The organism is Rhizobium esperanzae, assembly GCF_014197615.1.
GTDB lineage: Bacteria > Pseudomonadota > Alphaproteobacteria > Rhizobiales > Rhizobiaceae > Rhizobium > Rhizobium esperanzae_A.
Genome location: NZ_JACIFY010000008.1, coordinates 53,394 through 66,085, shown reverse-complemented (window position 1 = coordinate 66,085; position 12,692 = coordinate 53,394). Strand labels below are relative to the sequence as shown.

Below are 12,692 nucleotides of genomic sequence, written 5' to 3'. Positions count from 1 at the left end.
GGGCGATATGACCGAAGCTGGATATGTGCACCGGCTGCATGCCGGTGCACCTGGTAAGCCGATCCTGCTGGTGCTGCACGGCACCGGCGGCGACGAGAATCAGTTCTTCGATTTCGGCCGGCGCCTGTTGCCCGAAGCAACGATTGTCTCGCCGCGCGGCGACGTTTCCGAATATGGCGCGGCGCGGTTCTTCCGGCGCACCGGAGAGGGGGTCTACGACATGGCCGACCTTTCACGGGCGACGGAAAAGATGGCCGCCTATGTCAAGGCCTTGGCCGACGAACACCAGGCTTCCGAGATTCTCGGCCTGGGCTTTTCGAACGGCGCAAACATTCTTGCCAATGTGCTGATCGAGAAAGGGATATTCGATGCCGCGGTTTTGATGCACCCGCTCATTCCGTTTCAGCCGGAAGCCCAGGCAACGCTTGCGGGGAGAAAGGTGCTGTTGACGGCCGGCCAGCGGGATCCGATCGCTCCTGTTCCGATGACCGAGGCGCTATCGGAGCATCTGAAGAGCCGCGGGGCGGAGGTGAGGATGGTCTGGCATCCTGGTGGCCATGAGATTGCTCCGCTCGAGATCGATGCGGTCCGCAATTTCTTCGGCGGCGATTGAGGATGCGCCGCAGCCGGCTGGAAACCGATTTGCGGGACCGGCATATGCCGGTCCCGCAGTTTTTGAACCGATGTCTTATCGTCGTTGATGGACAGGAGATCAGGGGCGGGGAGGATATTTGCCCCTGATTGCCTTCATGTAAAAATTCCCCGGGGATTCGGCCATCGTCAAGCCGACGACCACTCCTTTGGGAACGCCTTCATATTCTCGCCTCTGACCGTTTGTCAGGTAGACCCGCAGATGCCGGCTGTCTTCGTCGTAGGTGATCGCCTCGATAAGTTTCGAATCAACCGCAGTTTCCACTTTGCACCCCGCAGTTTTGGATCTGAGATTTCTGGTGACGAATGTCATTCACGCTCGCAATGCGCCTATCATCATGCGGCGCCGCAGTAGCGTCAAGCACGATAAGCTTAAACGTTCATTTTTTTCAGAGGCATATAGCTATAGTTGCTTTTTGCAGCTTTTTAGAAAGTCTCGCCTGTGGAAATCCAATGGCCGGAAATTCTCCAGTTCGGAGAACTGGCGGCGGACACAGCCGCTGATGGAACGAACATTACCGTTTAACGCCGAATTAACCGTCCTATACCAAAATAAAGTGCAATATTGATGGTGCTGCCTGCGCAAAATGACCGAATACAAATTACCGTTTCTCACAATAGTCATTTCGCTGTTGCGTGAGTGGCAGGATGATCTGCCTCCGAAGGTTGATCTGTATGTCCAAATTTCCTGAAGGTGACGATGTGAAAATTGGGTGATTCGATGCGAGGGGCGCCGTGCCTCGTAGGAAGACCGTTCCGTTGCTTCGCAACTGGTGCAGCAAATAAGGAAGAGGATTATATCGTTCTGAATGCGGCAAGCGGTCGCGGCAATTCGATGAGGCCGTGATCAGGCCAAGTTCTTTTGGACACTAAGCCTCATGCCCGTTCAGGGATGAGTCGGAAATGGAGTTCGTCCGACAAGCTCGCGTGCTGTCGGATCTCATAAATGGGTTACATGTTCAACAATCTCGGGCCGTGGCGACAACAGATATCGATATTGGCCGGCAGCCGCAAAGGACGCGCTCGGCTGACCTTTGCCGAAGGCGAATTCGCTGCGGTCTACGCGATGAGCGATGTCCACGGATGTTACAAGGAACTCATCGAAGCACATCGCCGCATCGAGGAGGATGCCGCGCGCATTCCGGGGCCGAAACTTATCGTCATGCTCGGCGACTATGTCGATCGCGGGCCTGACTCGAGCTCTGTGCTGGAGTTCCTGAGCAAGACCCCGCCGCCGGGATTTCAGCGTTTTTCTCTGTGCGGCAACCACGATGCGGAGCTTGTGAAGCTCTATCGCAAACCGGCGCAGATTCTTGAATGGCTCGGCTTTGCCGGAACGGAAACGCTGCACTCATACGGCATCGACATCGAGCATCTGCTGCAATCGGCGGCAGGGAGCGACATGATCGCCCGCGTCATTCGCAACATGATCCCCGAGCGGCATATCCAGTTCCTGGAATCGCTGCCGATCATGCTGCGGATGGGAAGGGTGGTCTTTGTCCATGCCGGCATCAAACCGGGCATCGACCTGAAGAAGCAGAAAGACAGCGACCTGATGTGGATCCGCCAACCCTTCCTGGATGAAGGGCCGCAGCTTCCCGTCCTGGTGATCCATGGGCATACCCCGGCACGAACCCCGACATTCGGTCCGCAGCGGATCGGTATCGACACGGCGGTTTCGGCGACGGGCCGGTTGACGGTGCTGACGATAAAAGGAACGCGGGTCGGGATCCTTTGAATGAGTGCATGTCGCTGAAAGCGTTTCCGCTTTTCGGCGCCGTGCTCCAAAATCAAACGCCGCGGGCTTTGTGCTCCGCGGCGTCAGGATGATGACCGGTGTACCGGAACCTGTCAGGTGTTCGATTCCTGATAGAGGTTGGTGCCGATGCCGGTATAGGTAAAGCCGTGTTTGCGGACCTCGTCGCTGCGGTAGATATTGCGCAGGTCGACCAGGACCGGGCTGTGCATCGACTGCTTCAGACGATTGAAATCGAGCGCACGGAACTGGTTCCATTCGGTGACGATGACAAGCGCATCCGCACCGGCGGCCGCTTCATAGGGGCCGCTCGCATATTCGATGTTCTCGATCACCTTGCGGGCGTTCTCCATGCCTTCGGGATCGTAACCGACCACCTTGGCGCCGGCGTCCTGCAGGGTCTGGATAACGGCAATCGCCGGGCTGTCGCGCATGTCGTCGGTGTTCGGCTTGAAGGTCAGGCCGAGAATCGCGATCTTCTTGCCGCGAATGTCTCCGCCGACCGCGGCGATCACTTTGCGCCCCATCGCCCGTTTGCGGTTGTCGTTGATCGAGATCGTCGTCTCGATCAGGCGGACCGGCGCATCGTAATCCTGCGCGGTCTTGGCAAGGGCAAGCGTGTCCTTGGGGAAGCAGGAGCCGCCGTAACCGGGACCGGCATGCAGGAACTTGGCGCCGATACGGCCATCGAGGCCGATGCCGCGCGAAACGTCCTGGACGTTTGCATCGACTCGCTCGCAAAGATCGGCGATCTCGTTGATGAAGGTGATCTTCATCGCGAGGAAGGCATTGGCCGCATATTTGATCAGTTCCGAGGTGCGGCGGGTGGTGAAGACCAGCGGTGCCTGGTTAAGATAAAGCGGGCGGTAGACCTCGGTCATGGTTTCGCGCGCCCGGTCGTCATTCAGGCCGACGACGATACGGTCGGGACGCTTGAAGTCTTCGATCGCCGCACCTTCGCGCAGGAATTCCGGATTGGAAACGACGGCGACATCCGCCGCAGGATTGGTTTCGCGCATGATGCGCTCGACTTCGTCGCCGGTGCCGACCGGTACCGTCGACTTGGTGACGATGACGGTGAAGCCTTCCACGTAGGTGGCAATCTCGCGCGCCGCCGCATAGACATAGGAGAGGTCTGCGTGGCCGTCGCCGCGCCGGGACGGCGTACCGACCGCGATGAACACGACGTCGGCGCTACGGACGCTTTCGCCGACATCCGTCGAAAACGACAGCCGGCCGGTGCTGGTATTTTCCGCGACCAGTTGCTCCAGGCCCGGCTCGTAGATCGGAATACGGCCTTCGCGAAGGGCTTCGATCTTACTCAGATCCTTGTCGACGCAGATGACGTCGTGGCCGAAATCCGCGAAGCAAACGCCTGAAACGAGGCCGACATAGCCTGATCCAATCATCGTGATGCGCATATTTCCCTCAAATCATTGGAGTAGAACGTCATGCTGCGTCGCAGCATGACGTTGGTCATACTGAATCTGGGCGAAAAGACAATATCGAAGATCGCTTGATACCCACATCGAAAATCGAAAGAGGGGCACGACAATTCGTTGCCGGCACCCCTTCGACAGCAAGAAACATAGGTTTGTGTGGGCAATGTGACAAGTCGAGCCGCTCGTCAGAGCCGGCTCGACTTTCAATTCCAGACGGTTCTTTCGCAGCCCGAACTTCTATAGCCGGTACCAGACATAGGGGTCCGTCCCCGATTGGATCTTGTCCCAGCGCAGATCGGTGTCCCGCCAGTTCTTGATGCTGCTTTTCCTGTTGTCGAGCACGAGGTCGCCCTTGTCGGTTCTGACCACGAGAACCGCATGTCCTTCACCGGAAGGTGTATATGCCGTCGCGATTCGCAAAGCGCGCGACGACCAGCCCATCGCGATCAGCCGGCTGCGCTTGGTCAAGGCGAAGTCTTCGCAGTCGCCGCTGCGAACATTCACCTTCCAGACATCGCCGTTCAATTCGCTGCTGGAGTCGTTGCGGCCGATCATCGTGCGATTGACGGTGTTGTTCACGGTCTTCAGCTGCTGCATCTGCTCGTCGGTGAGCGCAACGACCGATAGACCATTGTTGTCACGGCATTCGGCCGGGTTCTGGGCACAGAACAACACCTGGGCGAAGGGTGGGATGATCTTGCCTTTTTCAGAGATATAGCTGACCGCCGAACTGCCGTTCAGGCCGCGGGCAAAACCTGCGGGACCGGCGGCAAATGCCGAGCAGGCATTGCCTGCCGTAAAGGCCAGCGCCAGAAGTGTAACGAACGTTTTCTTCATCTCTTTAATCCCCGTTCAGGGCAACCGATTGAGATCAGGCTTGCCTTTTTTCTCGGTCAATGGCATGGCGATCTGACGATCAGCCAAGTATTGGACGCAGAATAACTGTCCCGTTTCTGCTGCTTGGAAGGAGCATAGACGGGCCTTGTCTCGATTGGCTTAAACCTTTCGCGACAATTTTAAACGATGTGGAATTCTGTTACACTTTAGCACGCAAGTGCTTGATGTTCAACTTATGTTAGTACGAGTAAATTAATCTCTTCGGTTGCAATGGCTTTGTCGCCGCCTGCTCTGGTAAACGAATTCGAATGTTCTCCAACCTCATCAACAGACCAGTCTTGCGGGAGGTTCTTCTCTTTGCGTTTATTGGCCTGGTTATACTGACGCTCATTCCGTTCGGAAGCGTCACGCCCTTTCCTTTCGCCTTCGCCGCGATCGGGATGTTTGCGCTTGCCGTCATTTCGGCGCTGCTCTTCGGAGAGCCTGGACAAAGCAGGTGGGTTTTCAGCATCTCTTTGTTTCTGCTCATCGTGGTGACGGGCTGGATATACGTGCAGACCATCGAGCTGCCTGCCAACTGGCTGGCAAATCCCGCCTGGGGTGCTGCGCGTGACCTGGCAGGTGTTCAGTACGCGGCAATCTCGGTCGAACCGGCCGATACCCTCGCGTCGATCCTCTGGGTCGCGCTGCCTTTCATCACCTTCCTGACCGGGCTTCTCCTCTGCGATACTGATCAGCGGGCGAGGAAAGTGCTCGCCGGCCTCGGGCTATCTGCGGGCGCCATCGCGGTTTTCGGCCTGCTGCAATTTTCGCTATTTCCCAACATCTTGCTCGTCGTCGAGAAACGCGCCTACCTCGACAGCCTGACCGCGGTCTTCGTCAACCGCAATACCGCCGCGACCTTCCTCGGGCTTGGGACGCTGCTGATGCTGACCCTGGTCAGGGACATCGCCCGTTCCTTATCAAAATATCCGTCCGGCGAGCCGGGCCGAAACGCTCTTCTCTTGAGATCGTGGATCTACATCCTGCTCTTATGCGCCTGCTTCACGGCGCTGATGCTGAGCCGTTCGCGCGCCGGAATATTTTCGACCTTCGTTGGCGCTCTCATCTATTTTCCATGGCTCGTTCTCAATTGGAACGGCTCCGGCAGAAAGCCGAAGCCGGCGCCGAAATGGCGTTCCACGGTGAAGTTCGTCTCGGCGATCGGTTTCGTCATCTTGTTGGTGGCGATGTTCGCAGGCCAGGCGATCCTGCGTGCGCAAGAGCGGCATCTCGAGGATGATGATCGGTTCTGCATCCTGCCGGGCATCTGGCGTGCCATTTCGGATCATTGGCTGACCGGGACCGGCCTTGGCACTTTCCGCACCGTGTTTTCTGCCTACCGCGATCCGGCCTGCGGGATTTTCGGGATCTTCGACCGGGCGCATAATTTCTATCTCGAAGGATTCTTGGGTCTCGGAATATTGTTTCCGATTGCGGCGGTCCTTGCCTTCACGGTGCTCGCCAGCGTGTTCCGGCGCGGGCTCGCGCAAAGACGACGCCTGAGACACTATGTCCTTCTTGGCCTGGCCGGAACGGTTTTGGTCGCCCTGCATGCGGCGGTGGATTTCTCTTTGCAGATACCGGGTTTTGCGGTGTTTTACGCCGCCTTCCTCAGTGCGGTTGTCGCGATCAGTCTTGGGCGCAGCAACGGCGAAGCGGACAGGGTATATGAGCGGTCGCTAACTAGCTGAAAATTAAGTGGGTGAATTTTATGAAGGTTTTTCAAAAGTAGTGATTGTGCAGGTGCGAACTGTTGACTCTCAAACGCAAGAAATTTTATAGCAGGTGCAGCCTTCGGATTGTTGCGGCCCCAAAAAAAGTCGGGCCAGCGTCATTTTCGCTTCCTAAGAGGCCTGGCGTTGCCGGCCTGCCACAGTTAGGGGAATGTTAATCGGCTTTCAGTGTTATTGATTGGGGATTGTCTTGTATTTGGTCAGATTGCGGGGCAGTAGCTTCAGGGGCGTCAACACAGGTTATTCTATGGGTTGTTCTCGTATCGTTAGTACACGCGTCGCCATTGTTGTAGCGCTAACCACTATATTGGCAAGCTGCACCTCGTTGCCAAGATCCGGCCCCGATCACAAAGATGTTGATCGAGATGCCGCGGTAAAAGTGACAACGAAGGAGCGTCGCGTCGGCATCGACTACGCCCTCGTCGATCTCAGCAAGAACGTTCTTCCCTATTTTACCTCTGCCCAGCCAACCTCCTTCAAGGGCTTTGGCGGTGGTCGAGGCGGCGCCCCCGAAATTCCGCTTGGTTACGGCGACGTCGTTCAGGTCGCCATCTTCGAAGCTCAGTCCGGCGGTCTCTTCATTCCGTCCGATGCCGGCAGCCGACCCGGCAATTACATCTCGCTGCCGACGCAGACCATCGATAGAAACGGCACGATCACAATTCCTTATGCGGGCCGCGTTCCGGCCGCCGGTCGCCTCAAGGAGACGGTGGAACAGGACGTCGAAGATCGCCTGGCGAGCCGCGCGATCGAGCCGCAGGTGGTTATCACGACGACGACAAACCGCTCCAGCCAGGTCGCGGTTCTCGGCGACGTCAATAATCCGCAGCGTGTCGAGATCAGCCCGGCCGGTGAGCGTGTTCTCGACGTCATTTCCGCCGCCGGCGGTTTGACGACCAACAATATCGAAACGAACGTGACGCTGCAGCGCCGCGGCAAGACGGCAACTGTTGCCTACAATACGCTGCTGAAAAACCCGGCGGAAAATATCTATGTCGCGCCGGATGATACGATCTCGGTCGATCACGAGCGCCGCACCTATCTTGCGCTCGGCGCCGCGGGCGTCAGCGGTCGTTTCGATTTCGAAGAGTCTGATTTGACCCTTGGCGAGGCAATTGCAAAGGCAGGCGGCCTGCGCGACGACCGCGCCGATCCGGCTCAGGTTCTGCTCTATCGCCAGGTTCCCAAGAAAACGCTTCAAGCGATGCGCGTGGACACGACGAGATTTGCAGGGGATGCGGTTCCGGTGATCATTCGCGCCAACCTGCGTGATCCCGCTACCTTGTTTGCCACCCAGCAATTCAAGATGGAAGACAAGGATATTATCTATATTTCCAATTCCGACTCTGTCGAACTGGTCAAGTTCCTTGACATCGTCAACTCGGTATCGTCCACTGTTTCCGGCGTGACCGACGACGCGCGGGATACCCGCAATGCGGTCCAGGATCTCGGAAATTGATTGAAATAGGCGCCGGCATCGATCGCTGATCGACGCCGGCGGCCTATATATAGCGGATTTGATGAAGGACTAGGTTATGGCAAGGTCAGCTGTTTATCGTAAGCTTGCGTATAGCGGAATTGTCGTCGCGATGTTTGCCGGCATGACTTCGAACGCTTTTGCGGCCGCCTGCCTCGGGCCGGCAAATCTGACTTCGGTCGACGTCAGCGGATTTACGACCAATCCCGCCGCTCTGCTCGATATGTCCGATCCGTTGGTTTTGTCATCCCGTGTTCGGGCACTGGTCGGCAGCAGCAATGACACGCTTGCGCCGGTGATCGAGCAGGCCAAAAAGGCCAATGCCGCGCAGATGGCGGCGATCGGTTCCGGTCTTGGACGGGCGGCGAACAGCTGCCAGGTCTCGGATCCGCAGTTCAAGCTGGCAATCGAAAAGGCTGTTGCCGAGGCGGCGAGTGCCGATCCCAATCTGGCGCCGCTGCTTGCCGCCTTTGCGAAGGTTCTTGCCGAAGGCGGAACTGCGGCGCTCGGCCCGGGGGCAAGTGCCGCCGCTGCAGCCGGCATCGGCAACGACGGGTCGATTGGCCCGACGGGGCCGGGCTCTGACGATGGTACGCCCTTCGACGGAGCCGCGACGACTGCCGGTACGCTGAAGGTCTCCAATGGCGGAGCCAGCGACGACAGTTCGTCCTCGACGACGACGATCCTCAGTGTGAATGGGGCAGGACAGTCGTCTTCCGACACCGGTGGATCGACCAGTCCGAGCACGCCCGTCATACAATAGCTGGAATTGCCCTTAGATCTTAGCGCGCTTGACGCCTTTGTTGGAGATCGAAATTGCTATCGCCAGATAAACTTACGCCGCGTATCGACCCCTCCCGCGATACGGGAAACGAAGCTGATTTCATCGATTTCGACAAGCTCATCGCGATTGCCCGCCGACAGTGGCGAATGGTCGCGGCGAGCGCTTTCGCCTTCGCCATTCTCGGCATCGTCTATGTGGTGACATCGGTACCGGTCTATACCGCCGATACGAGCGTGCTGATCGATCGCAGCGACAATCAGGTGATCAACCAGTTGGCGGCTTTCGGCCAATTGGACGATGACGAAGGTACGGTCCTCAGCCAGGTCGAACTGTTGAAATCCGACACGATCGCCTATGCTGTCGTCGACAAGCTGAAGCTTGTCGACGATCCGGTGTTTAACGCACAGCAGAATTCGCTGTTTTCGGTCGCGACGTTGAAATCTCTGGTGAATTTCAAATCGTGGTTTGCCGATGACGCGGCCGTGGCGCCGGATCCGGACATGAAGCGGCGATACGCTGCCGAAACCGTCGCAGGCAATATCGATGTCGAACGCGTCGGCAAATCCTACGTTCTCGATGTCAGTTATACCTCGCAGTCGCCTGACATGGCGCGCCAGATCGCTGCCGCGATCGCCGACGTCTATATGGTCGACAAGCTCAATTCGAAATACGAGGCGACCCGCCGGGCCGGCCAATGGCTGCAGGAGCGTATCGAAGAACTGCGGCAGCAGGCGCTGGACACGGACCTTGCGGTTCAGAAATTCCGTAGCGAGCATGGGCTTGTCGAGGCCGGATCCGGGACGCTGCTCAGCGAACAGCAGCTTTCCGAGATAAACTCGCAATTGATCAACGCGCAGGCCGAGACGGCGAAGGCCGAGGCGAAATATGCGCGCGTCAAGTCGATCATCGACTCCAAGCAGACCGATGCGATCGTCACTGACGTGCTCGACAGCTCCATTTCGAACGATCTGCGCAAGAAATATCTGGAAGCTTCCAAGCTCGAAACTGAAATCGAGGCGCGACTCGGTCCCGACCACGTCCAGGCGGTCCGGCTTCGTGCGGAGATGGAAGAGTATAAGAGGCTCATGTTCGATGAGCTGAACCGCATCGCCGAGAGCTATCAGAGCGAGCTGCAGGTGGCAAAATCGCGGGAAAATTCGCTGCGCGACAGCGTGACGCAGGCGACGGGTGTTGCTGCCAGCGCCGGCGAAACGCAGGTGCAGCTTCGCGAACTCGAGCGCACGCGCGATACTTATAAGAATCTCTATCAGAGCTTCTTGACGCGCTACCAGGAAGCCATTCAGCAGCAAAGCTTTCCGATCACTGCCGCGCGTATCATCACGACGGCGGAGACTCCGACAAAGCCGAGTGCTCCGAAGAGAGCCCTCGTCGTCGCTTTTGCGATGTTCCTCGGATGTGCAGTCGGAAGCGGCATAGGAGCCTTCCGCGAATTCCGGGATCGGTTCTTCCGTACCGGCGACGATGTCCGGGAAGTACTCGATGTCGAGTCTCTCGGCGTCATGCCGCTGATTGAAAATAACGTCGACGATCCGGCGCTTGTTGATCCCAACAATCCGCGAAGCATCGCCAGAGGTGGGAAGACGACGACCTATGTCGAGGAACATCCCCTGTCGGCATTTGCGGAAACGCTTCGAAGCGCGAAAATCGCTATCGACATCAGCGCCGCCGATCAGCGCTGCAAGGTCATCGGCGTCGTATCGAGCCTGCCAGGAGAGGGCAAGTCGACGACATCCATCAATTTTGCCAAGCTTCTGGCAATGCAGGGTGCACGCTGCCTGCTGATCGACGGCGACATGCGCAATCCCGGTGCCACCCGGGCAATCGGCCGCCATGCCGAGGCGGGCTTGCTCGAGGCGATCGTCGACGGCCGTCCGCTCAAGGATCTGATCCTTCTCGATCCAAGGACAAAGCTTGCATTTCTGCCGACCGTGGCGCGGTATCGCGTTCCGCATTCGTCGGAGTTGCTGGCGTCACGCGGCATGGATCAGCTTCTTGAAACGGCGCGTCAAAGCTTCGATTATATTATCGTCGACCTGCCGCCCTTGGCGCCGGTTGTCGATGCGCGCGCCATCAATTCGAAGCTCGATGCGGTGGTGTTCGTTATCGAGTGGGGGAAGACATCGCGCAAGGTCGTGCAGTCGACCCTGCTGTCCGAACCGGAACTCTATGCAAAATGCGTCGGTGCCGTATTGACCAAGGTCGATCCGTCGCAGATGAAACTTTACCGGACATTCGGTTCGAGCGAATATTATTATAAGCGGTATTCGCGATACTATACCGAAAGCTGATGTTCGGCAGTCGTTCCGTTTCGGTTACCAGGGTCGTTTTTGTTGTCGTCACCGTCGCCTTCGCGGTGCTGGCTGGTCGGGAGCTATATGCGTCGATCAGAACGGCAAGCATCTCGATCGTCGCCGAAAGGATCGAGCGTGGCGGGACTGTCGCCGATGATGTCGTGGCTAAATATGCTTCGCGCAGTATCGAGGTTGTTGACGGGCATTATTGCCGATCCGACATTGTGGCGGCTGGCGTAACCCTCGTTCTGGCGCAACTCGATCGGCAGAACGTCAATGTCAACTATGACGCCTGGGCCGCTGCAGCATCGGGTGCGCGCCAATATCTTCGGTATGCGCTGTCGTGCATGCCGACGAATAGCAATTTTTGGCTTCGGCTTGCGGCCGTGCAGTCGACTATTGCGGAAGATCCGGTTTCGATTGCGGGAATGATGAAGCGCTCGGTGGTGCTGGCGCCCCACGACGAAATGATGGTTCTGACGCGGTTTTATTTCTGGAACGATTTCACCGATGCGACGCTTGCCGCGGCCAAGCGCGCGCTCGACAGCGATCTGACGACGATGCTGAAACTCGGCGATCGCTGCAGGGTCAACGCTGCGATAAAAGAGATCAGCCCTCAGCTTCGCCCAATCTTTGATCGAAGCTGGGCGAGCGTCGGAGACGGTGCGACAGCACGGTTTCGACAGCGTTGCAGCAGATAATTCGTCGACGCTTTGAAGGCTGGCGCAAAGCGGCACCGGGTTGCAGCCAAGCCGCTGTTCCGCTTTCTTTATCGAGCCCGAACCAAATATGAGAATGCCCGCCGTTTGCGCGGCGGGCATTGTCTGTTGATCGGCTATGGAACGATCAGACGCTGGCGCCCGAAACGAAATCCGTGCCGGTGATATTGAGCGTCAGAACGCCGACGTCCGTGTGGCCTTGGCCGTCCGAAATCTTGTAGTACTGGATGGTTTCCGTAACGTGATCGCCCGGGGCGATATCTGCTGCCAGATCATAGGTGAATGAGCCGTCCGACTTGACGTGGAACGTGCCGTAGGTGCCGGCGACGTCGGTTGTTGCGCTCGGATTGCCATTGACGCTCGTGGTGCCGAACTGACGGAGGAAGAGATGACCGTTGTCGCCGGGAATGTCGTTGTCGAGAGCGTTGCCGCCGATGGGGTTGCCTTCAATGAAGCTGTAGTGGTCGTCGACAGCGATCGGCTTGACCTGGGTTACACCCTGAATATTCAGAGTGAACAGGCCGACGTCGGTATGACCGCTACCGTCGGAGATCTTGTAGGAGACCTTCTCCTGAAGGAGTTCACCATTGGTGAAGTTGACCTTGGCAGCGGCGCTCAGAACATAGGTGTAGCTGCCGTCCGGCTTGACGAAGAAGGTGCCGTAGTCGCCCTGGATTTCGGTGACCTGGTTGTTGCCTTGCTTGGCGCCCACGCTCTGCTGATCGAAGGCGCGCAGGAACAGGTGGCCGTTGTCGGATGAATCGTTAGAAAGCAGATTCCCCGAGATGACGTCGGTTTCCAGGAATGTTGCAGTATCATCGGTTGCATGAATAGCCATTGAATTCTCTCCTTGAATTATTCTTCGCCGGCCGTCCCTGACCTTTGGCGAGCGGCCCGATTAAGGATTTCCTAATTCGGAGAGTCAAGAACATAATTAAC

At 57.6% G+C, this 12,692-nt stretch carries 12 protein-coding genes; 7 read left to right on the top strand and 5 right to left on the bottom strand.

Annotation, left to right across the window (positions count from 1 at the left end; translation table 11 throughout):
- Window positions 1–7 precede the first annotated feature (7 nt).
- Complete coding sequence (locus GGD57_RS12600; protein WP_184470142.1) at window positions 8–613, top strand: alpha/beta hydrolase; 606 nt, start codon at window positions 8–10, stop codon at window positions 611–613.
- A gap of 99 nt (window positions 614–712) precedes the next feature.
- Here the strand turns inward: GGD57_RS12600 and GGD57_RS12595 are convergent, their stop codons facing one another.
- Entirely contained in the window at window positions 713–964 is a 252-nt protein-coding gene (locus GGD57_RS12595; protein WP_010067482.1) for a KTSC domain-containing protein, read from the bottom strand.
- 633 nt (window positions 965–1,597) lie between these two features.
- On the opposite strand from GGD57_RS12595, the gene GGD57_RS12590 reads away from it, so the two are divergent.
- Entirely contained in the window at window positions 1,598–2,389 is a 792-nt protein-coding gene (locus GGD57_RS12590; protein WP_184470140.1) for a metallophosphoesterase, read from the top strand.
- 113 nt (window positions 2,390–2,502) lie between these two features.
- Here the strand turns inward: GGD57_RS12590 and GGD57_RS12585 are convergent, their stop codons facing one another.
- The 3 genes from GGD57_RS12585 to GGD57_RS29180 form a co-directional block, all read right to left on the bottom strand.
- The gene (locus GGD57_RS12585) at window positions 2,503–3,828 is read right to left on the bottom strand and encodes a UDP-glucose dehydrogenase family protein (protein ID WP_184470138.1); all 1,326 of its coding nucleotides are present in this window, start codon (window positions 3,826–3,828) and stop codon (window positions 2,503–2,505) included.
- Window positions 3,829–4,086: 258 nt separating this feature from the next.
- Window positions 4,087–4,686 (bottom strand): transglutaminase-like cysteine peptidase, encoded by a 600-nt coding sequence (locus tag GGD57_RS12580; RefSeq protein ID WP_010067361.1) that lies wholly within the window; start codon window positions 4,684–4,686, stop codon window positions 4,087–4,089.
- 233 nt (window positions 4,687–4,919) lie between these two features.
- Window positions 4,920–5,177: a hypothetical protein gene (locus GGD57_RS29180; protein ID WP_246713648.1), complete on the bottom strand. Its 258-nt coding sequence runs from the start codon at window positions 5,175–5,177 to the stop codon at window positions 4,920–4,922.
- On the opposite strand from GGD57_RS29180, the gene GGD57_RS12575 reads away from it, so the two are divergent.
- The 5 genes from GGD57_RS12575 to GGD57_RS12555 all read left to right on the top strand — a co-directional run bounded on the left by GGD57_RS12575 (window position 5,058) and on the right by GGD57_RS12555 (window position 11,735).
- Window positions 5,058–6,419 carry an O-antigen ligase family protein gene (locus tag GGD57_RS12575; RefSeq protein WP_246713646.1) on the top strand — a complete coding sequence of 454 codons (1,362 nt, stop codon included), beginning with the start codon at window positions 5,058–5,060 and terminating at the stop codon, window positions 6,417–6,419. The genes GGD57_RS29180 and GGD57_RS12575 overlap by 120 nt on opposite strands.
- A 289-nt stretch (window positions 6,420–6,708) precedes the next feature.
- Window positions 6,709–7,920: a polysaccharide biosynthesis/export family protein gene (locus GGD57_RS12570; protein WP_097614325.1), complete on the top strand. Its 1,212-nt coding sequence runs from the start codon at window positions 6,709–6,711 to the stop codon at window positions 7,918–7,920.
- A 76-nt stretch (window positions 7,921–7,996) separates the two neighbouring features.
- On the top strand, window positions 7,997–8,701 hold the full coding sequence (locus GGD57_RS12565) for a sugar transporter (RefSeq protein ID WP_184470134.1): 705 nt from the start codon (window positions 7,997–7,999) through the stop codon (window positions 8,699–8,701).
- Window positions 8,702–8,754: 53 nt separating this feature from the next.
- Window positions 8,755–11,031 (top strand): polysaccharide biosynthesis tyrosine autokinase, encoded by a 2,277-nt coding sequence (locus GGD57_RS12560; RefSeq protein ID WP_184470132.1) that lies wholly within the window; start codon window positions 8,755–8,757, stop codon window positions 11,029–11,031.
- Window positions 11,031–11,735: a hypothetical protein gene (locus GGD57_RS12555; protein WP_184470130.1), complete on the top strand. Its 705-nt coding sequence runs from the start codon at window positions 11,031–11,033 to the stop codon at window positions 11,733–11,735. The genes GGD57_RS12560 and GGD57_RS12555 overlap by 1 nt, the downstream gene beginning before the upstream one ends.
- A gap of 145 nt (window positions 11,736–11,880) precedes the next feature.
- Here GGD57_RS12555 and GGD57_RS12550 read toward each other — a convergent pair whose 3' ends face one another.
- Window positions 11,881–12,609, bottom strand: coding sequence for an Ig-like domain-containing protein (locus GGD57_RS12550; RefSeq protein WP_348645976.1), 729 nt, complete (start codon window positions 12,607–12,609; stop codon window positions 11,881–11,883).
- Window positions 12,610–12,692 lie beyond the last annotated feature (83 nt).